Annotated in this window: 24 protein-coding genes; 10 read left to right on the top strand and 14 right to left on the bottom strand. The window is 70.0% G+C overall.

Going from position 1 to position 18,992, the window contains the following annotated elements; all coding sequences use genetic code 11:
* Positions 1-82 precede the first annotated feature (82 nt).
* Together ACIQTT_RS11420 and ACIQTT_RS11415 are read right to left on the bottom strand one after the other, a co-directional pair.
* Positions 83-505: a hypothetical protein gene (locus ACIQTT_RS11420; RefSeq protein WP_402789755.1), complete on the bottom strand. Its 423-nt coding sequence runs from the start codon at positions 503-505 to the stop codon at positions 83-85.
* Between the two features lie 192 nt (positions 506-697).
* Complete coding sequence (locus ACIQTT_RS11415) at positions 698-2,194, bottom strand: MATE family efflux transporter (protein ID WP_402789752.1); 1,497 nt, start codon at positions 2,192-2,194, stop codon at positions 698-700.
* Between the two features lie 123 nt (positions 2,195-2,317).
* On the opposite strand from ACIQTT_RS11415, the gene ACIQTT_RS11410 reads away from it, so the two are divergent.
* The 5 genes from ACIQTT_RS11410 (at position 2,318) to ACIQTT_RS11390 (ending at position 7,045) form a co-directional block, all read left to right on the top strand.
* Complete coding sequence (locus ACIQTT_RS11410) at positions 2,318-2,962, top strand: IMPACT family protein (RefSeq protein WP_402789749.1); 645 nt, start codon at positions 2,318-2,320, stop codon at positions 2,960-2,962.
* A gap of 118 nt (positions 2,963-3,080) precedes the next feature.
* Positions 3,081-3,998 carry a J domain-containing protein gene (locus ACIQTT_RS11405; RefSeq protein ID WP_402789747.1) on the top strand — a complete coding sequence of 306 codons (918 nt, stop codon included), beginning with the start codon at positions 3,081-3,083 and terminating at the stop codon, positions 3,996-3,998.
* A gap of 90 nt (positions 3,999-4,088) precedes the next feature.
* Positions 4,089-4,511, top strand: coding sequence for a Fur family transcriptional regulator (locus tag ACIQTT_RS11400; RefSeq protein WP_402789744.1), 423 nt, complete (start codon positions 4,089-4,091; stop codon positions 4,509-4,511).
* Positions 4,512-4,587: 76 nt separating this feature from the next.
* Positions 4,588-6,042 carry a catalase gene (locus ACIQTT_RS11395; RefSeq protein ID WP_402789741.1) on the top strand — a complete coding sequence of 485 codons (1,455 nt, stop codon included), beginning with the start codon at positions 4,588-4,590 and terminating at the stop codon, positions 6,040-6,042.
* A gap of 196 nt (positions 6,043-6,238) precedes the next feature.
* Positions 6,239-7,045 carry an alpha/beta fold hydrolase gene (locus tag ACIQTT_RS11390; protein ID WP_402789738.1) on the top strand — a complete coding sequence of 269 codons (807 nt, stop codon included), beginning with the start codon at positions 6,239-6,241 and terminating at the stop codon, positions 7,043-7,045.
* Positions 7,046-7,153: 108 nt separating this feature from the next.
* Here ACIQTT_RS11390 and ACIQTT_RS11385 read toward each other — a convergent pair whose 3' ends face one another.
* From ACIQTT_RS11385 to msrB, 3 genes are all read right to left on the bottom strand, one after another.
* Positions 7,154-7,393 carry a PLD nuclease N-terminal domain-containing protein gene (locus ACIQTT_RS11385; RefSeq protein WP_402789735.1) on the bottom strand — a complete coding sequence of 80 codons (240 nt, stop codon included), beginning with the start codon at positions 7,391-7,393 and terminating at the stop codon, positions 7,154-7,156.
* 108 nt (positions 7,394-7,501) lie between these two features.
* Entirely contained in the window at positions 7,502-8,047 is a 546-nt protein-coding gene (gene msrA / locus ACIQTT_RS11380) for a peptide-methionine (S)-S-oxide reductase MsrA (protein ID WP_402789732.1), read from the bottom strand.
* Positions 8,044-8,520 (bottom strand): peptide-methionine (R)-S-oxide reductase MsrB, encoded by a 477-nt coding sequence (gene msrB, locus ACIQTT_RS11375; protein WP_402789729.1) that lies wholly within the window; start codon positions 8,518-8,520, stop codon positions 8,044-8,046. Before msrB ends, msrA begins: the two co-directional genes overlap by 4 nt.
* A 146-nt stretch (positions 8,521-8,666) precedes the next feature.
* Between msrB and ACIQTT_RS11370 the strand changes: the two genes are divergently transcribed.
* Together ACIQTT_RS11370 and ACIQTT_RS11365 are read left to right on the top strand one after the other, a co-directional pair.
* Positions 8,667-9,497, top strand: a complete 831-nt coding sequence (locus ACIQTT_RS11370) for a hypothetical protein (protein WP_402789726.1) — start codon at positions 8,667-8,669, stop codon at positions 9,495-9,497.
* A gap of 69 nt (positions 9,498-9,566) precedes the next feature.
* On the top strand, positions 9,567-10,484 hold the full coding sequence (locus tag ACIQTT_RS11365; RefSeq protein ID WP_402789724.1) for a DUF808 domain-containing protein: 918 nt from the start codon (positions 9,567-9,569) through the stop codon (positions 10,482-10,484).
* Positions 10,485-10,496: 12 nt separating this feature from the next.
* On the opposite strand, the gene ACIQTT_RS11360 is transcribed toward ACIQTT_RS11365, so the two are convergent.
* Together ACIQTT_RS11360 and ACIQTT_RS11355 are read right to left on the bottom strand one after the other, a co-directional pair.
* Complete coding sequence (locus ACIQTT_RS11360) at positions 10,497-11,198, bottom strand: hypothetical protein (RefSeq protein ID WP_402789721.1); 702 nt, start codon at positions 11,196-11,198, stop codon at positions 10,497-10,499.
* A 52-nt stretch (positions 11,199-11,250) separates the two neighbouring features.
* Positions 11,251-12,003, bottom strand: coding sequence for an SDR family oxidoreductase (locus ACIQTT_RS11355; protein WP_402789719.1), 753 nt, complete (start codon positions 12,001-12,003; stop codon positions 11,251-11,253).
* Positions 12,004-12,133: 130 nt separating this feature from the next.
* Between ACIQTT_RS11355 and sigJ the strand changes: the two genes are divergently transcribed.
* Positions 12,134-13,060, top strand: a complete 927-nt coding sequence (gene sigJ, locus ACIQTT_RS11350; RefSeq protein WP_402789716.1) for an RNA polymerase sigma factor SigJ — start codon at positions 12,134-12,136, stop codon at positions 13,058-13,060.
* Here sigJ and ACIQTT_RS11345 read toward each other — a convergent pair.
* Both ACIQTT_RS11345 and ACIQTT_RS11340 read right to left on the bottom strand, forming a co-directional pair.
* Entirely contained in the window at positions 13,054-13,431 is a 378-nt protein-coding gene (locus ACIQTT_RS11345; protein WP_402789714.1) for a type II toxin-antitoxin system VapC family toxin, read from the bottom strand. The two genes, sigJ and ACIQTT_RS11345, sit on opposite strands and share 7 nt — an antisense overlap.
* Positions 13,428-13,598 carry a hypothetical protein gene (locus tag ACIQTT_RS11340; RefSeq protein WP_402789712.1) on the bottom strand — a complete coding sequence of 57 codons (171 nt, stop codon included), beginning with the start codon at positions 13,596-13,598 and terminating at the stop codon, positions 13,428-13,430. The genes ACIQTT_RS11345 and ACIQTT_RS11340 overlap by 4 nt, the downstream gene beginning before the upstream one ends.
* Positions 13,599-13,811: 213 nt before the next feature.
* Between ACIQTT_RS11340 and ACIQTT_RS11335 the strand changes: the two genes are divergently transcribed.
* Together ACIQTT_RS11335 and pnuC are read left to right on the top strand one after the other, a co-directional pair.
* On the top strand, positions 13,812-14,330 hold the full coding sequence (locus tag ACIQTT_RS11335) for a GNAT family N-acetyltransferase (protein WP_402789709.1): 519 nt from the start codon (positions 13,812-13,814) through the stop codon (positions 14,328-14,330).
* Between the two features lie 2 nt (positions 14,331-14,332).
* On the top strand, positions 14,333-15,049 hold the full coding sequence (pnuC, locus tag ACIQTT_RS11330) for a nicotinamide riboside transporter PnuC (protein WP_402789707.1): 717 nt from the start codon (positions 14,333-14,335) through the stop codon (positions 15,047-15,049).
* Positions 15,050-15,065: 16 nt separating this feature from the next.
* Here the strand turns inward: pnuC and ACIQTT_RS11325 are convergent, their stop codons facing one another.
* The 5 genes from ACIQTT_RS11325 to ACIQTT_RS11305 all read right to left on the bottom strand — a co-directional run bounded on the left by ACIQTT_RS11325 (position 15,066) and on the right by ACIQTT_RS11305 (position 18,987).
* Positions 15,066-15,482, bottom strand: a complete 417-nt coding sequence (locus ACIQTT_RS11325; RefSeq protein WP_402789705.1) for a hypothetical protein — start codon at positions 15,480-15,482, stop codon at positions 15,066-15,068.
* Between the two features lie 248 nt (positions 15,483-15,730).
* Positions 15,731-16,939 carry an MFS transporter gene (locus ACIQTT_RS11320; protein WP_402789702.1) on the bottom strand — a complete coding sequence of 403 codons (1,209 nt, stop codon included), beginning with the start codon at positions 16,937-16,939 and terminating at the stop codon, positions 15,731-15,733.
* A 12-nt stretch (positions 16,940-16,951) separates the two neighbouring features.
* Positions 16,952-17,515, bottom strand: a complete 564-nt coding sequence (locus ACIQTT_RS11315) for a TetR/AcrR family transcriptional regulator (RefSeq protein ID WP_402789699.1) — start codon at positions 17,513-17,515, stop codon at positions 16,952-16,954.
* On the bottom strand, positions 17,505-18,101 hold the full coding sequence (locus ACIQTT_RS11310; protein ID WP_402789696.1) for a sugar O-acetyltransferase: 597 nt from the start codon (positions 18,099-18,101) through the stop codon (positions 17,505-17,507). The genes ACIQTT_RS11315 and ACIQTT_RS11310 overlap by 11 nt, the downstream gene beginning before the upstream one ends.
* A gap of 43 nt (positions 18,102-18,144) precedes the next feature.
* Complete coding sequence (locus tag ACIQTT_RS11305) at positions 18,145-18,987, bottom strand: helix-turn-helix transcriptional regulator (RefSeq protein ID WP_402789694.1); 843 nt, start codon at positions 18,985-18,987, stop codon at positions 18,145-18,147.
* Positions 18,988-18,992: the final 5 nt, after the last annotated feature.

Raw genomic sequence — 18,992 nt, 5'->3', positions numbered from 1 at the left:
TCGGCCCCCCGATGTGACGGCCGCGAAGAGCTCGCGACCTCCGGAGAGAAACCCGCGAGCGTCGCGAGCGGACGCCGGGAGCTCAGCGAACGACGGCGATCGCGCCGGTCGCGGTGCTCGACGTGCGCGCCGGAACCAGGATCGTGGTCGTGGTCGGTGCGGGCTGCGTAGCCTCGACCACCGCTGCCGCTCGTGCCGCGCTGCGCGTCATGCGTCCGTTGTCAGCGACGCTGATGATCGCGCGCACGATGCCACCGAGCACGAGCATCGCACCCAGCGCCGCGCCCGAGATGATGAGGGGCAGCCACTGGTGGGCGAACGATGCCGTGGAGCTCAGGAGCGCCGCGGGAATCCACACCCCGACCGCTCCGCCGCTGAGCCCACCGGCACCGCGAGCGATCGCGGCCCCCGCCACGATCGCGCAGACGACGGCGATCGCCGTGCCGATCCATCCGATCGGAACCAGAAATCCGGCCAGGTCCCTGGCAATGGCAGCTGTCGTCATGATGACCCCCCGGTCTGCGGACTCTCCGCACTCTCCACAGTAGAAAAGCGTACGCGGATCCCCATCCGTCTCACGCATGATCTTTGTCATCCTTTCGGAGGACAACGATCGAAACCCTTCTTCTACTAGACGACCGAAGCGCTCATTTCTGACGCGGTTTCCGCGTTTCGATTCGCGAGGATTCCGGATGCCTCAGCGGCGCGCCTTGCGACGCGACGGGCGCAGGGTCAGCCGACGCAGGCCGCGCTTGCGCACGACGGGGATCGGCTGGGTGACGACCGCGTCGACGACCATCGATCCGTCGGTCGGTCCGACGATCGCCATCGCCGAGGTCTCGGTCGCCTCCGCCGGCGCGACGGGCAGCTTCGCGAGCGCGCGATGGGCCTTCACGTACGCGGGCACCAGCAGCACGATCGCACCGACCCAGGCGAGCGGGTTGCTGAGCGCGACGCCCGCGAACCCGATGACCGCGCCGAGCGCGACCGCCGCGACCACGCGCATGACCAGCTCGATGACACCCGTGACCGTCGGCACGAGCGTGTGGCCGAGCCCCTGCAGGGCGCCGCGCAGCACGAACAGGATGCCGAGCGCCCAGTAGCCGGCACCGTTGATGATCAGCATGAGGTGCGCGAGGTCGACGACCTCGTCCGACCCCTCGCCGACGAACAGCCGAACCATCGGCGCACCGAACGCGACGAGCAGTCCGCCGAGCACGAGACCCGCGGCGATCGCCATCCACGTCGCCTCCTTGACTCCGCGCCGGATGCGGTCGGGGCGGCGTCCGCCATGGTTCTGCGCCGCGTACATCGAGGTCGCCAGCCCCAGCGACGAGAGCAGGGCGACGGCGAGACCGTCGACGCGCGAGGCGGTCGTGTAGGCGGCGACGGCATCCGATCCCAGCGTGTTCAAAGCAACCTGCACGGTCAGCGTGCCGATCGCGATGATCGAGGCCTGGAAGCCCATCGGCAGGCCGAGGCGCAAGTGCTCGGCGATGTCGGCGCGGGTGACGCGCCAGTCGCTGCGACGCAGGTGCAGCATCGGCAGGCGACGGCGCACGAACTCGAGGCACAGCACGACCGAGATGGCCTGCGCGATGACGGTGGCGAGGGCCGCTCCGCCGACACCCCATTCCAGGGGACCGACCATGAGCACGACGAGTCCGACGTTGAGCGCGCACGAGATCGTGAGGAACACGAGCGGGGTGCGCGAGTCTCCGATTGCACGGATGATCGCCGACAGGTAGTTGAAGAACATGGTGGCGCTCGCGCCGAGGAAGCTGATCTGCGTGAACGCCGTGGCCTCGGGCATGAGTTCGGCGGGCGTCTGCAGGAGGGCGAGCAGCGGACCGGCGATCAGCGGCGCGCAGGCGGTGAGGATCACGCTCGTCGCGCCGCTGAGCAGCACACCGGTCGCGACCGAGCGACGGACGGCGGCATCGTCACGCGCACCGAACGCCTGGGCGATCGGGATCGCGAACCCGCTCGTGAGTCCCCACGCGAACCCGAGCAGCAGGAACAGCAGGGGTCCGGTCGCGCCGACGGCGGCGAGCGAGGTCACGCCGAGATGCCGCCCGACGACGATCGCGTCGGCGAACTGGTAGAGCTGCTGCACGACGTTGCCGAGCAGCAGGGGGATCGAGAAGGCGAGGATGACGCGCCACGGACGGCCCGTCGTGAGGGAGGTTGCCATGAGGGAGGACTCGCAGGGCTGGAGTACGGATGCGGGGATGGCGGCACTGCTCCGTGTCGCGGGGAAGAGTCTATCGAATCGATTCGGCAGATCGCACGCGAATCGGCTGGATAGGGTGGGCGGATGGGCAGGTATCCGGCGACGATCGCGGATGCCGTCGACCACGAGCTCGTCATCAAGAAGTCCCGGTTCCTCACGCACATCGCTCCGGTCGGCTCGGTCGAGGAGGCCGAGGCGGTGATCGCCGGCATCCGCAAGCGGGCGTGGGATGCCGCGCACAACTGCACCGCGATGGTGACCGGTCTTCTCGGCGATCAGGCCCGCTCGTCGGACGACGGAGAGCCCTCGGGCACCGCGGGGATCCCGATGCTCGAGGTGCTGCGGCGCCGCGAGCTCACCGATGTCGTCGCGGTGGTCACCCGCTACTTCGGCGGCGTGAAGCTCGGCGCCGGCGGGCTCGTGCGGGCCTACTCGACCGCGACCTCGGAGGCGCTCGATCTGGCGCGCCTCGTGCGGCGCGAGGCGCTCACGCAGGTGCGGATCGAGGTCGCGCACGCCGACGCCGGGCGCTTCGACAACCTGCTGCGCGACTGGGCGGGCCACCACGGCGCCACGCTGGGCGAGCCCGCGTACGGCGCGGCGGCCACGCTCGAGGTGTGGGCGCCGGCGGGCGAGATCGCGCACCTGACGGATGCCGTGGCCGCGGCATCCGGAGGGGGCGTCGTGCCCGTGGTCGGCGTCGAGCGGGTGGTCGACGTCGTCGGCTGAGTCGCGCGTGGCGGGCCCCTTCGACAGGCTCAGGGACCCAGTCGCGCGCTCAGGGACCCACCACCCTGGGTCGCTGAGCTTGTCGAAGCGCCTCACGCCCCGCGGATATTCTGAGGGGATGTTCGACAGCCCGCTCTCGGCCTCGGCGTACGAGGTGCTCGGGGTGACGCCGGGCACCGACGACGACGAGCTGCGCCGCGCCTATCGCGCGCGCCTGCGCGAGGCACACCCCGACACGGGCGGCGATGCGGCGGTGTTCATCCGGGTGCAGCGGGCGTGGGAACTCATCGGCACCCCCGCAGGCCGGGCGAGCTACGACCGCGCGCGCAGCGGCGGCGACGAGTGGCGCGCGCCCGAGCCCGCCCGCACCGACACCCGCCCCCGCCCGAAGACCTCCGGCGAGGCCGGCGCCTGGCGTCGCGCGCGCTATGCGGCCCTGCTCGAGGAGTGGGCGGGCGAGAGCATCCCCGACCCGTACGCCCCGAGTCTCGTGCGCGCCGCGCCCCGCGCTCTGCGCCGTCTGCTCGCCGACGCCCTCGCCGAGGAGGCCACGGCGCACGCGGTGTCGGGTCTGGGCATGGGGTTCACCCTCTGGCACGGGATCGCGACCGGACCTGCGAGCGCGGGAGACGACGCGGATGCCGAGCACCGCCTCGACCACGTGATCCTCGGTCCGTCGGGTCTGTACGGGGTGATGTCGGCCGACTTCGGCGGGATCGTCGGGTTCCGCCGCGGCGAGATCACCGGCCCCAGCCTCGGGCACCGCGCCCCCGTGACCGACCTGCTGGCGCAGATCCGCTCCGTCGCCCGGGCGGCCCGCGTGACGTTCAGGGGCGCGATCGTGGTGCTGCCCGACGACGACCTGTCGATGCCGTCGACGCCGCTCGGCAGCATCCGCGGCCTGCCCGTCTTCGTCGTGCGCCGCAGCATCCTGCCGACGCTCCTGCGTCAGGGGCTGCCGGGCACACGGGTGATCGGCGGCAACGAGCTGTTCGACATCCGCACACGGTTGCGGCACAGCATCCACCATCTGTGACGGCGCACCTCCGACGCATGCGATCGGGCGACACGCGCGCCGACACGCCGCACTTTTGAATCACTAAAAAGAACAGGTAGTGTCGGAGACATGGAGACCACACTCGATCAGGCGCTTCGCGGCGCCGGACTGAGGGCGACCGCGGGCCGCGTCGCCGTTCTCGAGGCGCTGGACTCCATGGCCCATACGGATGCCGAACGCCTCTACCGGGCGATCTCGGAAGTGCTGCCGACCACGTCGATCCAGTCGGTGCACAACATCCTCGCGGACCTGACGACGGCGGGCCTCGTCCGCCGGATCGAACCGGCAGGATCCGCAGCGCTCTACGAACGGCGCATCGGCGACAACCATCACCACATCGTCTGCACCGCCTGCGGTGCCGTCGCCGATGTGGACTGCGTCGTCGGCGAAGCGCCGTGTCTCACCCCGTCGTCCGCGGGGGGATTCACCGTCCAGACAGCCGAAGTCACCTTCTGGGGCCTCTGCCCCAGCTGCCAGAACGTCGCGCAGTAGTCCGACGCATCCGCCACCGACCCGCCACCCGCGGAGAAGGGCTGTTCGTCGTACTCGCGTGCAGAAGGAGAACACCATGACGCAGAAACCCGCCACCACGACCCAGACCGGCACCCCGGTCGCGAGCGACGCCCACTCGCTCACCGTCGGAGCCGACGGCCCCACCGTCCTGCACGACCGCTACCTCGTGGAGAAGCTCGCCTCCTTCAACCGCGAGCGGGTGCCGGAGCGCAACCCGCACGCCAAGGGCGGCGGCGCGTTCGGCGAGTTCGTCGTCACCGAAGACGTGTCGGCCTACACCCGCGCGGCCGTCTTCCAGCCGGGCGCCACCAGCGAGACGCTGCTGCGCTTCTCCTCGGTCGCCGGCGAGCAGGGCTCCCCCGACACCTGGCGCGACGTGCGCGGCTTCTCGCTGCGCTTCTACACGTCGGACGGCAACCTCGACATCGTCGGCAACAACACCCCCACCTTCTTCATCCGCGACGCGATGAAGTTCCCCGACTTCATCCACTCGCAGAAGCGACTGGGCGACTCCGCCCTGCGCGACCCCGACATGCAGTGGGACTTCTGGACGCTCTCGCCCGAGTCGGCGCACCAGGTCACGTACCTCATGGGCGACCGCGGCCTGCCCCGCAGCTGGCGGCACATGAACGGCTACGGCTCGCACACCTACCAGTGGGTCAACGCCGCGGGCGAGCGCTTCTGGGTGCAGTACCACTTCCTGTCGAAGCAGGGCGTCGAGGCGATGCACGCCGACGAGGCCGAGAAGCTGGCCGGATCGGATGCCGACCACTACCGTCGCGACCTGTTCGACGCGATCGCCGCGGGCGACTTCCCGGAGTGGGACGTCTACGTGCAGATCATGCCGTACGACGAGGCCAAGGCCTACCGCTTCAACCCGTTCGACCTCACGAAGACCTGGTCGAAGAAGGACTACCCGCGCATCAAGGTGGGAACGTTCACCCTGAACCGCAACCCGGAGAACTTCTTCGCCCAGATCGAGCAGGCGGCCTTCTCGCCCGGCAACCAGGTGCCCGGCACCGGCATCTCGCCCGACAAGATGCTCATGGCCCGCGTCTTCGCGTACCCCGATGCGCAGCGCCACCGCGTCGGCACGAACTACAACCAGCTGCCGGTCAACCAGCCGCACGCGGCCGAGGTGCGCAACTACATGCACGAGGGCAACATGCAGTACCGGTTCAACCCAGCCGAGCACCGCGTCTACACGCCGAACTCCTACGGCGCGGCCGGCGGACCCGAAGCCGACCCGCTGGCCGGTGTCGAGGCGAGCTGGGAGTCCGACGGCGAGCTGATCCGCTCGGCGGCGACCCTGCACCTCGACGACGACGACTTCGGTCAGGCCGGCACGCTGTACCGCACGGTGTTCGACGACGAGCAGCGCGCCCGGTTCCTCGACACGCTGACGGGTCAGGGCAAGTCGCTCACGGTCGACGGCATCCGCGAGCGGTTCTTCCAGTACTGGACGAACGTGGATGCCGCGCTCGGAGAGGCTCTCCGCAGCCGCGTCTGATTCGCTGAGCCTGACTGGGTCCCTGAGCCTGTCGAAGGGCCCGCCACGGGATGCTTCGACAGGCTCAGCAACCCATGGCTGAGTCGCTGAGACCCACCACCCCCGTCGAGACCCATCGCCCCGCACGTCGGGGGCGGTGGGTTTCGGCGTTCCCGGTGGGTCTCGACGCGCGCGCACGCCCCGCCGCGGGAGGAGAATGGATGCCGTGGCTGTCCCTCTCTCCGACCTCACCCGCATGCCCGAACCCCAACAGGTCTACGCCGCCGACGGCACCCGCCTCGCGACGTACACATGGGGAGAACTCGACGCCCCGGTCGTCGTGATCGTGCACGGGTTCGCGTCCAACGCCCGCGACAACTGGGTGCTGACCGGCTGGGTGCGCGAACTCACCAAGGCCGGGTACCGCGTGCTCGCCCTCGACCAGCGCGGCCACGGACACAGCGAGAAGCCGCACCAGCCGGAGGACTACAGCATCCGCACCCTCGTCACCGACGTCGAGGCCGTGATGGACGCGTATCTCGTCGACGACGCCCTCTACGTCGGGTATTCGCTCGGCGCTCGCGTCGGCTGGGAGGTCGTGAAGGAACTGCCGCATCGCATCGGCCGCGCCGTGCTCGGCGGAGTGCCGGACGGCATCCCCCTCGCCCGCCTCGACCTCGACCAGGTGCGTGCGTACATCGCCGACGGCACCCCGGTCGCCGACCCGACGACGCAGAACTACATCGCCCTCACCGAACGGGTTCCGGGCAACGACCTGCAGGCGCTCGTGGCGCTGGCCGAGGGCATGCGGTCGTCCGGCGCGATCGACCCCGACCCGACGGATGCCCCGACCCGCCCGATCCTCTTCGCCACGGGCTCGAAGGACGCGATCATCGAGGGCTCGCGCGCCCTGGCATCCGCCGCCCCCGACGCCCGATTCTTCGAGATCCCCGACCGCAACCACTTCAACGCCCCGGGTTCTTCGGCGTTCAAGAGCGCCGCGGTGGAGTTCCTGCAGGCCTGAGGCGGAGGGGCTACTGCCGCCCGCTCGCAGCGCAGGAGATCTCACGCTCTGCAGGACCGGTTTCGGCATCCGCTCCTTCGATGCGTGAGATCTCCTGCGGAGTGTGCGTCACTCGGCGGAGTTCTCCGACACCCCCTCACCCTCGCGCGGGCGAATCACGAACCAGGCGGTCGGGCCGATGACGGGCAGCAGCACGATGATCAGGAACCACAACAGGAAGCGGATGCCATCGGTTCGGCGGTCACGCACGGCGGAGACGAGAGCGACCACCGCATACGCGCAGACGACGAGCCACACCAGGCTGAACACGATGTCGTACGCGGCCGGAACGAGCGGGTTGGCGTCCATACGGGAGTCTCCTCAGCGATCGGATGTCCAGCCTTACACGCCCGCCCCCACGCCCCCACGCACGCGAAAGGCCCGCCGCCTCCGAGAGGCGACGGGCCGGGCGGAGACTCAGACCGCGGTCTCGGCGCGCTTCGGCAGCACCCATCCCGCACGCGGGAAGTGGCAGGTGTAGCCGTTGGGGTACTTGATCAGGTAGTCCTGGTGCTCGGGCTCGGCCTCCCAGAACGGGCCCTCGGCCTCGATCGTGGTGACGGCCCTGCCCGGCCAGAGGCCCGAGGCATCGACATCGGCGATGGTGTCGCGGGCGACCTGCTGCTGCTCGGGGCTGAGCGGGAAGATGGCCGAGCGGTAGCTCGACCCGATGTCGTTGCCCTGACGGTCGCGCGTCGACGGGTCGTGGATCTGGAAGAAGAACGCCAGGATGTCGCGATAGGTCGTCTTGGTCGGGTCGAACACGATCTCGACCGCCTCGGCGTGACCGGGGTGGTTGCGATAGGTCGCGTGGTCGTTCTGACCGCCCGTGTAGCCGACCCGGGTGTCGAGCACGCCGGGCTGGCGGCGGATCAGATCTTCCATGCCCCAGAAACAACCGCCGGCGAGGACCGCCGTCTCGGTGCCGGGGGTTCGGGTGATGGTTCCGGTGTCATCGGTCATGACTGCTCCTCGGAGTCGTGGGTGGTGGTGCCGTCGAAGAGGCCGCTGTAGCGACCGTACCCCTCTTCGTCGAGCTGGTCGGCGGGGATGAAACGCAGCGCCGCGGAGTTCATGCAGTAGCGCAGGCCTCCGGCGTCGCGCGGGCCGTCGTCGAAGACGTGTCCGAGGTGGCTGTCGGCCCCGGTGGATCGCGCCTCGGTGCGCTTCATGAACAGCGTGCGGTCGGTGCGGGTGGTCACGGCATCCGCCTCGATGGGCTTCGTGAAACTCGGCCATCCCGTGCCGCTGTCGAACTTGTCGGTGGAGCTGAACAGGGGTTGGCCCGAGACGACGTCGACATAGATGCCGGCGTCGTGGTTGTTCCAGTAGGCGTTGCGGAACGGCGGCTCGGTGGCGTCCTCCTGCGTGACCTCGTACTGCAGGTGCGTGAGGTCGCTGACGGCCTCGGGCGTCTTGCGGAAGTCGTTCGACATGGTCTGTGTCTCCTTTGTCCGACGCCGCTGGCTGCGACGTCTCTGATCACAACCAGGGAGCGACCCGTTTTGGTCCCGCAGGGCTGAGAGCGGGCTGTGAGTTTTTCTTCGTCACGCGAGCGCGCGGACATGAGACGATTCCGAGGATGGATGCCGCCAACGATGTCGAACTGCGGGAACTCCGCGCACGCGCCTACGGCCCGAGGGCCGACATCACGAACGACCGTGCCGCGATGCGGCGTCTGCGCGAGCTCGAAGCGGCGCGACGTGCCGAGCTGAGTGGTGCGACGGCGGGTCCGGCGGTCGGCGCGGAAGAAGCGGATGCCGTGCCCGCCGAGCAGCTCCCCACCGAGGAGGCGGCGGCGGTCGCCGCCCGCTCCGCTGCCCCCACCGCCGACGACGGCGAGCCCGAGTGGTGGCAGCCGGGCGAGGAACCCGACGATGACGCTCGCGCCGGGGCGACGGCATCCGTTCCCCGTCGGCGACGCGTGCTCTGGGCGCTCTCGGTGATCGCTTCGGCCGCCGTGGCTGCCGGCGTGACCTACGCGCTCACCGGGGTTGCACCGGTGTCGGCATCGTCGGGTGTGCCGCAGACGACGACCCTGCATCCGACCTCGGCGACCCTCGTGCCGCAGGGCTTCGTGGGCGCCATCGAGAGCACTCCCGTGTACGACTTCTACGGCCTCACACTCTTCCTCGGTGAGGGCGGCTTCGGCGGCCCCATCGGGCCCGGCGGCGCCTGCATCATCGCCGTCTCGACCACCGACGTCCCCGCGATCGACTCCTTCGACGGGTCGTCGTGGTCGATCGACGGACCCGTCTACTCCGGCTGCAGCGCAGGGGCGTTCCCCGCGAGCATCGAGATCCCGCTCCACGCCGATGTGCCCGCAGCGCTCCGCGCGCGCTTCTCCGGCAGTAGAGCGATCCAGTTCGTGCTCGACGGCGACCGCATCGGGGTGTTCGTCGACGGCGGCTGAACGATGACGATCGGCGTCTCCGCGACTCGATAGAGTGTCTCGTCTGTACACACACCCTGGGGGACGCACATGTCGGTTGGTCTGCTCGCCGTCGTCGACGACATCCTGAGCGCGGCGATGAAGGCTTCGGCCAAGGCCGCGGGCGTCGTGATCGACGACGCCGCCGTCACGCCGCAGTACGTGCAGGGCATCACGCCCGCGCGCGAGCTGCCGGTCGTCGCGAAGATCGCCGTCGGGTCGCTGGCGAACAAGTTCGTCATCATCATCCCGGTCGCGCTGCTGCTCACGGCCTTCGCGCCGGATGTGCTGCCCTTCCTGCTGATCCTCGGCGGTGCGTACCTCTGCTTCGAGGGCGCCGAGAAGGTGCTCGAGTGGTTCGGGGTGCAGCACGGCCACGCCGACGAGGGCGCCCGCAACGAGAACAAGCTCGTGTGGGGCGCCGTGCGCACCGACCTGATCCTCTCGACCGAGATCATGCTCATCTCGCTGTCGAACCTCGAGGCTGGCCTCGACATCTGGACCACCCTGGCGATCCTCGCGGTGATCGCGCTCATCATGACCGGCGTCGTCTACGGCGCGGTCGCGCTGCTGGTGAAGATCGACGACATCGGCCTCAAGATGGCGAAGAGCCGCGAGAAGCGCGTGCGTCACACCGGCATGCGGATCGTGCGATCGATGCCCGGGGTGTTCCGTTTCATCAGCATCCTCGGAACGGTCGCCATGCTCTGGGTCGGCGGGCACCTGCTGCTGGTCAACCTCGGCGAGGTCGGCGTGCACTTCGGCGCCGACATCCTGCACGGGATCGAGCACATCCTCGAGCCCGCCGGCGCTGTCATCGTCTGGATCGGCGACACCCTCTTCTCGGCGATCGCCGGCCTCGCCACCGGGCTCATCATCGTCGGGATCGTGCTCGGGATCGCGAAGATCTTCGGCAAGAAGCCGAACTTCCACGAGGGCGAGGAATCCCCCGCCGACGTGCACGCCTGACGCTGCGGCGACTCAGCCGCGCCGACGGCGAACGACGATGCGCTTCTCGTCGGCGGGGTTCATCCGGTCGAACCAGACGTCGACGGATTCGCCCTCGACGAGCGGATCGGCGACGTCGATGACCGCGCCGCGACGAACGAAGCGCTGCGTGCCCTGGCCGTCGACGAAGGAGTAGGTGACAGCGGTGAGGATGCGCGTCGACTCACCGAAGTGCGTGTAGCCCTGATTCGTCACCGTTCCGTCGACCGGATCGGAACCGCGCACGATCTCCTCCTCGGTCCTCGCCTGCGTCGTACGACGACGCAGACCCACGACGGCGAGCAGGGCGAACAGCACGCTCACGCCGAGGAGGGAGACGCCGAGAACGATCGGTCCGGCGTTCAGCAGGCAACCGACTCCCGCGCCCGCGGTCACGAGCGCGATCGGCGCGGCCCACCCCGGGAGACGGAGGTTCTTGACCGAGAGCCGTACCCAGAAGATCAGCCCGGCGATCGCCGCGAGACCCCCGATCAGGGTGCCCGTCATCGCCACCAGCAGCCACCCGGTGTGCGCCGACACCTCGTCGGCCGCGGGCTCACGCGCCATCATGAGCACGCACGTCATCAGACCGCCCGCGCCGGCGAAGGCGAGGATGCCGGGGACGAAGAGATCCTTGATGGTCGGAACTCGAGCGGCTCGTGCGCGGCGGGCCGCATCAGGGTCGACGGTGCTCATGCTTCCATCTGAGCACACTCTGAGCGTGCGCTCCAGAGAGGCCCTCCCGACCTCAGCCGCGCGCGTGATCCGGGCTGCGCAGCCATTCGTCGAACGTGATCGCGCCCTGCAGCGCGTCGGGTCCGCCGCGCAGTGCACCCGACGCGAGGCCCCGACCGTAGGCACCGGGCAGCTTCACATCGAGCACCCGCCGACGGATGCCGTCGAACGCGAGCTGCCGTCGGGCGACGTCGACGAGCGTCTCGTCGCGCGGGCCGACGAGGTCCTGCGCGCGCCCGACGGGTCCTGCCTCGGCCACCCGCACCACGTGCGCGGCGACTTCGCGGGCGGCGACCGGGCGCATGAGCGTGCGCGGGGCGACCGCGAAGGGTCCGGCGATCTGCGCGAGCACCTGCCCCGCGAACTCGTGGAACTGCGCCGCCCGCACGATCGTGTGCGGGATCGTGCCCGCCGCGACCGCCCGCTCCTGGGCGAGCTTCGCCGCGTAGTACGCGGTGTCGATGCCGTCGATCCCGACGATCGAGAGCGCCACGTGGTGCGCCACCCCGACCTGCGCCCCAGCCGCGAGCAGGGTGCGCGTGCCGGTCTCGAAGAAGTCCCGCGCCTTCTTCTCCGACAGCGTCATGATGCTGGTGACGTCGATGACGGCATCCGCTCCGGCGAGCGCCTCGGTCACCCCCTCACCGGTGAGCACGTTCGCCCCGCTCGCGCGCGAGAGCACGACGACATCGTGCCCGGCCTCGCGCGCGGTGCGGCTGACGTGGCGTCCGACGGTTCCGGTGCCTCCGGCGACGGCGATCCTCATGGGTCTTCCTCTCGTTCGGGGTGCCCTGCGCGTCACCCTGTCACAGGTCCGACGATGCGGCGGGGTGAAGTGTGAGGTCGGTAGTCTTCGAGAGCACCCGTCTTCGAGAGTGCCCCGACGAGGAGAACCCGTGGACGACGACCAGGACGACGTGTTCGGCGAACGCCGTCGGCTCACCTCCCTCGCCTATCGCATGACGGGAACCCTGGCCGATGCCGAGGACGTCGTGCAGGAGACGTACGTGCGCTGGTATCGGATGACGGATGCCGAGCGCTCCGGCATCCTGAACCCGCCCGGGTGGCTCACCACGGTCGCGAGCCGCATCTCGCTCGACCTGCTGACCTCGGCGCGGCGACGACGCGAGCAGTACGTCGGGCAGTGGCTGCCCGAACCGGTGCCGCTCGACCTGTTCGTGGGCGGGGAGCGGATCGCGCCGGCATCCGTCGCCCTCGACGACCCGTTGGAGCGGGTCGCGCTCGATGAGTCGGTGTCGACCGCGCTGCTCGTGGTGCTCGAATCGATGACGCCGGCCGAGCGCGTCGCGTTCGTGCTGCACGACATCTTCGACGTGCCGTTCCCCGAGATCGCCGAGATCCTCGGGCGCTCGGCGGCGGCCGTGCGCCAGCTCGCGACATCGGCCCGGCGCCACATGCGGGAGAACCGCACGAATGCGGTGCCGCGCGCCGAGCACGACCGGGTGGTGCGGGCGTTCCAGCAGGCGAGCCGTTCGGGCGGCATCGAGCAACTGCTGCGGGTGCTCGCCCCCGATGTCGAGCTGCACAGCGACGGCGGCGGTGTCGTGCGCGCGGCCCTCAACGTCGTATCCGGTGGCGATCGCGTCGCCCGGTTTCTGCTCGGGATCGCGGCGAAGCGCCCCGACATGCAGATCGAGGAGATCGAGACCGGCGACGGGCTCGCACTGCTGTTCCGCGAGCACGGCGAGGTCGTCAGTGTCGTGAACCTCGGCGTCACCGACGGGGCGGTCACCCGCGTGTGGATCATGATGAACCCGCACAAGCTCTCGCACTGGCGCACCGACGTCGCCCCATCTCAGTAGGGCGGGGCGAGTCCGTCGAACATCGGGAAGTGCTCGACGTTGCGGGTGAGAAGCTCGGCTCCGAGCAGATCGGCCGTAGCCGCGACGATGAAGTCGGCGGCGTCGATCCCTGAGTAGGCAGGGCGCCACCGGCGCCCGAGTTCACCGGCGCGCTCCGCGACCGGCCGATCGACCGGGTGCCAGATGATCCGGTCGATCAGCGGAGAGATCACCTCGAGCTCGCGCTCTCGGATCAGGACGAGGAGCTCCGTCCGCACGATCTCACTCGAATGCAGAGCGCCTCTCTCGACCGCAGAGAGCAGGGCCCGGTGCGCGCCGACGATCCCCCGCGTGTGATCGATCAGTACAGACGTATCGATGAGGCTGATCATGAAAGCGCAGCGAGACGCCGCCCGGAGCGGATGCCGTCGACGAGCTGCTCCCCCGACTTGTCAGAGGTCACGGCGCCGAAGGTCGCCGCGAGGGCGCGCCGGGTTTCGCCTTCGTCATCGACGTGGCCGTACGCCGAATGGATCGCCTGACGGATGAGGCTGCTCATCGACAGGCCCGTGCGCTATAGCGGTGAGAGGGGAAGCATCCGCCCATTCTGTCGAGCACGGCGCGTCGGTCGACGGCGTGCAGCCCCACCGGCGCCGATCGGCGCGAAAGCCAAGGCAACGGGTAGCTGTGCAGGAGAACTGGCGCACCAACGCCGCCGCATCCTGATACCGTCGGCGATGCGCTTCCCGCAGCGCAGACCCAGGAGAACCCCGTGCAGATCAGGGATGCCGGAATCGCCGACCTCGAGGCGCTCACCGAGATACACAACCACGCCGTGGTGCACACCACCGCGATCTGGAACGAGGATCCCGTCGACGTCGACGACCGGGCCGCGTGGTTGGGCGAGCGCTCGTGCGACGGATTCCCGGTGATCGTCGCCACGGATGACACGGGTGTGCTCGGGTACGCGTCGTTCGGCCGGTGGCGCCCGCACAGCGGGTTCCGGCACACGGTCGAGCACTCGGTCTACGTGCGCGAGGGGCAGCACGGGCGCGGCATCGGGCGCACGCTCATGACCGAACTGATCGAACGGGCCCGCGCGCAGGGCGTGCACGTCATGGTCGCCGCCGTCGAGAGCGGCAACGCCGCCTCGGTCGCGCTGCACGAGAAGCTCGGCTTCGTCGAGGTCGGACGGATGCCGCAGGTCGGCGCCAAGTTCGGCCGCTGGCTCGACCTCACCTTCCTGCAGCTCACGCTCGACGAGCGGGCCACCCCCGCACCGGCATCCTGAGCATGGATCCCCTGAACTGGCTCATCGACGCCTTCAACTCGAACTGGGTGCTGCCGGGCGGCCAGACGCTCCTCGTGCGCGAGGTCGTCGGCAACGCCTTCGGTCTCGCGAGCGCGATCGGCGGGATGCGCCGCCGCATCTGGGCCTGGCCCGTCGGCATCGTCGGCAACGTGCTGCTGCTGACCGTCTTCCTCGGCTCGGTGCTCAGCCCCGACCATTCGCTGCCGCACCTGCTCGGTCAGGCCGGACGCCAGGTGATGTTCATCGCCGTCGCGATCTACGGCTGGGTGCGCTGGCGCCAGGCCGAGGGCGGTCGGATCCAGCCGCGGTGGGCGCCGACCGGAGCGCGCATCGGTCTGGTGCTCGCCCTGGTCATCGGCACGGTCGCGCTGACCCCGCTCTTCCGGGCGCTCGGTTCGTGGGAGCCCGTCTGGGCCGACGCCTGGACCTTCGTCGGCTCACTGCTCGCGACCTACGGCATGGCCAAGGGCTGGACCGAGTTCTGGCTGATCTGGATCGCCGTCGACGTGGTGGGCGTGCCCCTGCTGTTCAGCTCGGGCTACTACGCCACCGGTCTCATGTACGTGTTCTACGGCGGGTTCACCGCGGTGGGGTTCGTCGTGTGGATGCGCACGCAGCGGAGGGCGGTCGAACCGATCCTCACCGCGCAGACCGGGCTGATCCCGGTGCAGAAGACGCGGCGGGGTCGGCGGCGCTGAGGCTGCGGCATCGGCTCTATCGTTTGCGCGGCGAGCCCGCGCGCTCGGGGACCAGCAGCACGACCCCCAGCAGCAGGCTCACCCCGAGCGCGACCATCTCACCGATCGCCGACTCGAGCGACATGTGCGCGAGATGCAGCGCGTGGTAAGCGAAGTGCAGGGTGCCGAAGACCGTCCAGGCGAGGCCGAGCACGCGGTACGCGACGGGGTGCCGCCAGATCAGCCCGCCGATACTCGCCGCGCCGAGCGCGAGATACATCGCGCCGACGTCGCGGATGAGGTGCTCGTTGAATGGGCCGTCGACCGACACCCACGACCCCAGCACACCGGGGAACGAGTCGTAGAAGCTCTGCGCCGCGAAGTACGCCCAGCCGCCGACGAAGAGGGCGAGAAGGGTCGAGAAGCCGAGGGCGAGCAAGTGGAGTCGTCTCATACCCGTTCTGACGACGCGGGAGGGGTGGGTGTGAGGTCGCGGGCGTGCATAACTCCGGAGAATCGGCCCGCCGCGAGCCGGATTCGGCCGGAATCGGGGTGAGTGCAGCGTTCTCTGAGGAGTTGTGCACGCCGCCGCCGTACCCAACTCAGGAAGATCGGGTCGAATCCGGCCGGCTCCGCGCCGAATCGGCTCGAATCCGACAGATTTCCTGAGTTAGGCCCAGCCGCGGGGCGCCGCCGACCCCGTCACCCGCGCTCGCGCCCGCGCAGCACCCCGGCGAACAGCACCACGGCCACGCCGACCGCGGGGATCAGCAGCAGCCCCACGCGCAGGCTCGTCGCGTCGGCGATCATTCCCACGACGGGCGGAGACAGCAGAAACCCGAGGCGCATGAGCCACGAGACGACCGTGAGACCGGTGCCGTGACGCAGGCCCGGCAGCACATCGGCCTCGTTCATCGCGGCGGGAACCAGGGTCGCCACACCGAACCCGGCGGCGGTGAAACCGATGATCGTGCCGGGGATCGTGGGGAACGCGAGCGCGACGCCCATGCCGACGACCACGATCACTCCACCGGCACGGGCGACGAGTCGCTGACCGAAGCGGTCGACGAGGCCGTCGCCGAGCAGACGTCCGATGAACTGCGCGCCGACGAGCGCGATGAACCCGGTCGCCGCGATCGCCGCGGGGGCGCCGAGCGAGCCCAGGTAGAGGGTCGCCCACGAGTTGCCGGCGTCTTCGACGATCGTTCCGGCCATCGCGATGATCACCAGAGCGATCAGCATCAGGACCACACGAGGACGGATGCCGGCGCGCACCGCCGCGTGCACCTCGGCCGGGTCGGCCACCGCCTCTTCGTCAGCGGCTGCGGCGGCCGCATCGAGACCGGGGAGGCAGAACCGCAGCGCCGTCAGCGATACGGCGGAGAACAGCACCGCCGAGATCGCGAGGTGCACGCCGATCGGCAGGCCGAGCGCGATGGCCCCTGCGGCCATGGATCCACCGAGCACCGCGCCGATCGACCACACGGCGTGGAAGGAGTTGAGGATCGAGCGGCCGTACCCGCGCTGCACGCGCAGACCGTGGGCGTTCTGGGCGACGTCGGTGATGGCATCCATCGCTCCGCCGATGAAGAGGCCCAGCGCGAACAGCAGCACGCTGGGAGCGAGGCCGGCGGCGAGCACGCCGACGCTCGTGAGCACGGTGCCGATGACCGCGACCTTCGCCGACCCGAAGCGTCGGATCAGCGCCGCGGCGGCGAGGCCCGCGACGATCGCGCCGACCGGGAACGAGGCGACGGCGAGCCCGTAGACGGTGTTGTCGAGGCCGAGCTGCTCCTTGATCTCGGGGTAGCGCGGCAGGATGTTGGCGAACAGCGCGCCATTGGTGAGGAAGAGCGCGGCGACGGCGCCGCGGGCGCGACGATCGGCGCGCGTGGGGGTGGTGGTGGTCATGGTCTTCCGAGGTCAGCGAGTGGTGATGCGCTCGACGGCGATGGCGACCTCGGCCGGGTCGCGATCATCGTCGTCGAGGGCGCGGTGGATCGAGAGGCCCTCGATCAGGGCGTCGAGCATCCGGGCGGTCTGCGGGTCGAAGTGGCGCTCGAGGGCGACCCGGCTGCGGGCCATCCACGCCGTCGTGATCGCCCGGTAGGCGGGATCGCGGGCGGCGAGCGTGTAGATCTCATGCGAGAGGACGAGCTCGCGCGCGTCGCCGAACACGTCGCGCAGGATCAGTTCGACCACCGCGGCGCGCGCCTCGGCGGAGTCGGATGCCGCCGCCATCCGCTTCTCGAACCGCTCGCTGATCTCGGTGCCGAAGCGGGTGAACGCCTCCCGCAGCAAGTCGTCGATGCCGTCGAAGTAGTAGGTCATCGACCCGAGGGGAACACCGGCGGCGTCGGCGATGCGACGGTGCGAGGCCCCCGCGACGCCGTTCTCGGCGACGACGTCGAGGCAGGCGTCGATGATGCGGTCGCGGCGCGCGGGGTCGTTCTGTCGTCCGCGTCGGCTTCCCGGCTCAGAGGCCATCGCTCGGGCCGATCTCGCGGATCACGCGCGCCGGGTTGCCGACCGCGACGACGTTCGCGGGGATGTCGCGGGTGACGACGGCGCCCGCGCCGATCACGGAGTTCTCGCCGATGGTCACTCCGGGGCACACGATCGCTCCCCCGCCGAGCCACACGTTGTCTCCGATGACGATGGGTTCGGCCGCCTCGAGCTTGTCGCGGCGCATCGTCGGATCGATCGGATGCGTGGGGGTGAGCAGCTGCACGTTCGGACCGATCTGGCAGTCGGCACCGATCGTGATCGTGGCGACGTCGAGCGCCGTGAGGTTGAAGTTCACGAAGGTGCGTGCACCGATCGAGATGTGGTCGCCGTAGTCGACGTGCAGGGGCGGGCGGATCGCGACGTCGTCGCCGAGGTCGCCGATGAGGTCCTGCAGCCAGCCGCGCGCGGCCGGGTCGCCCGAGATCGTCTGCCGATGGTAGAGGTCGGCCAGGCGCGCGGCGCGGGCCGTGCGGGCGGCGAGTTCGGGGTCGTCGCCGATGTACAGATCGCCGGCGAGCATCCGCTCCCGATGCGTACGGGGGTCGCCCGCGAAGTAGTCGGTCATGGATCGAGGGTACCACTATGTGCGTACGATCGTACGCACTATCTCACACGGCAATGCGCGGCGCCAGGGCCGACAGCATCCGCAGCTTCTCGTGGCTCTCACTGCCGGGGATCGCGGTGTAGACGAGCAGCGCCTGCGACTGCTCCGGATCGAGCAGGCTCTGGCAGGTGAGTTCGAGCGGTCCGAGTTCCGGATGCACGAAGCGCTTCGTCTCGTGCGGGCGGAGCCCGACCTCGTGCGTCTCCCAGATCGCCCGGAACTCCGCGCTCTGCCCCTGCAGGGCATCGGCGAGCGCGGCCGCCCGCGACTCCGGTCCGCGCCGCGCGATCACCTCGCGCAGCCCCGACACCCAGAGCCGCGAGAGGTAGTCGTGCTCCCCCTCGGCGTAGAGCTCGCGGGTGCGCGGATCGCTGAACCAGCGGTAGCCGAGGCTGCGCTCGGGGCCGCGCAACGATGCCGTGTCGCCGGTCAGTGCGATGCCGAGCGGCGTCTGCCGCAGCGTCTCGCCGAGCTCGCTGACGATCTCGGCCGGAGTGTCGCCCAGACGATCGAAGATGCGCAGCATGCCCGGACCGATGTGGTCGCCCGCTCCCCCGCGGGGCGGCGGCTGGTGCCCCGCGAGGCGGAAGAGGTGGTCGCGCTCGTCGATCGTGAGGTGCAGACCCTGCGCGATCGCGGCGATCATCTGCTCCGACGGCAGGGGTCCATCGCCCCGTTCGAGGCGCGCGTAGTAGTCGGCCGACATGTGGCTGAGCGCCGCGACCTCCTCGCGGCGCAGTCCCTCGGTGCGACGGCGCTGGCCCCGGTGCAACCCGACGTCCTCCGGCTGCAGGCTGTCGCGGCGCAGTCGCAGGAACCCCGCCAATGCCTCTCTGTCGATCGCCATCCGGC

It is taken from the genome of Microbacterium sp. NPDC090225 (assembly GCF_044772365.1).
In the GTDB taxonomy this organism is placed as follows: Bacteria; Actinomycetota; Actinomycetes; order Actinomycetales; family Microbacteriaceae; genus Microbacterium.
This window is presented reverse-complemented; position numbering and strand designations above follow the sequence as displayed.

Bases quoted from the DNA above. Each gene is read 5' to 3' on its own strand.
- ACIQTT_RS11420 (WP_402789755.1), bottom strand. From the start codon at position 505: ATGACGACAGCTGCCATTGCCAGGGACCTGGCCGGATTTCTGGTTCCG.
- ACIQTT_RS11415 (WP_402789752.1), bottom strand. From the start codon at position 2,194: ATGGCAACCTCCCTCACGACGGGCCGTCCGTGGCGCGTCATCCTCGCC.
- ACIQTT_RS11410 (WP_402789749.1), top strand. From the start codon at position 2,318: ATGGGCAGGTATCCGGCGACGATCGCGGATGCCGTCGACCACGAGCTC.
- ACIQTT_RS11405 (WP_402789747.1), top strand. From the start codon at position 3,081: ATGTTCGACAGCCCGCTCTCGGCCTCGGCGTACGAGGTGCTCGGGGTG.
- ACIQTT_RS11400 (WP_402789744.1), top strand. From the start codon at position 4,089: ATGGAGACCACACTCGATCAGGCGCTTCGCGGCGCCGGACTGAGGGCG.
- ACIQTT_RS11395 (WP_402789741.1), top strand. From the start codon at position 4,588: ATGACGCAGAAACCCGCCACCACGACCCAGACCGGCACCCCGGTCGCG.
- ACIQTT_RS11390 (WP_402789738.1), top strand. From the start codon at position 6,239: ATGGATGCCGTGGCTGTCCCTCTCTCCGACCTCACCCGCATGCCCGAA.
- ACIQTT_RS11385 (WP_402789735.1), bottom strand. From the start codon at position 7,393: ATGGACGCCAACCCGCTCGTTCCGGCCGCGTACGACATCGTGTTCAGC.
- msrA (WP_402789732.1), bottom strand. From the start codon at position 8,047: ATGACCGATGACACCGGAACCATCACCCGAACCCCCGGCACCGAGACG.
- msrB (WP_402789729.1), bottom strand. From the start codon at position 8,520: ATGTCGAACGACTTCCGCAAGACGCCCGAGGCCGTCAGCGACCTCACG.
- ACIQTT_RS11370 (WP_402789726.1), top strand. From the start codon at position 8,667: ATGGATGCCGCCAACGATGTCGAACTGCGGGAACTCCGCGCACGCGCC.
- ACIQTT_RS11365 (WP_402789724.1), top strand. From the start codon at position 9,567: ATGTCGGTTGGTCTGCTCGCCGTCGTCGACGACATCCTGAGCGCGGCG.
- ACIQTT_RS11360 (WP_402789721.1), bottom strand. From the start codon at position 11,198: ATGAGCACCGTCGACCCTGATGCGGCCCGCCGCGCACGAGCCGCTCGA.
- ACIQTT_RS11355 (WP_402789719.1), bottom strand. From the start codon at position 12,003: ATGAGGATCGCCGTCGCCGGAGGCACCGGAACCGTCGGACGCCACGTC.
- ACIQTT_RS11345 (WP_402789714.1), bottom strand. From the start codon at position 13,431: ATGATCAGCCTCATCGATACGTCTGTACTGATCGATCACACGCGGGGG.
- ACIQTT_RS11340 (WP_402789712.1), bottom strand. From the start codon at position 13,598: ATGAGCAGCCTCATCCGTCAGGCGATCCATTCGGCGTACGGCCACGTC.
- pnuC (WP_402789707.1), top strand. From the start codon at position 14,333: ATGGATCCCCTGAACTGGCTCATCGACGCCTTCAACTCGAACTGGGTG.
- ACIQTT_RS11325 (WP_402789705.1), bottom strand. From the start codon at position 15,482: ATGAGACGACTCCACTTGCTCGCCCTCGGCTTCTCGACCCTTCTCGCC.
- ACIQTT_RS11320 (WP_402789702.1), bottom strand. From the start codon at position 16,939: ATGACCACCACCACCCCCACGCGCGCCGATCGTCGCGCCCGCGGCGCC.
- ACIQTT_RS11315 (WP_402789699.1), bottom strand. From the start codon at position 17,515: ATGGCCTCTGAGCCGGGAAGCCGACGCGGACGACAGAACGACCCCGCG.
- ACIQTT_RS11310 (WP_402789696.1), bottom strand. From the start codon at position 18,101: ATGACCGACTACTTCGCGGGCGACCCCCGTACGCATCGGGAGCGGATG.
- ACIQTT_RS11305 (WP_402789694.1), bottom strand. From the start codon at position 18,987: ATGGCGATCGACAGAGAGGCATTGGCGGGGTTCCTGCGACTGCGCCGC.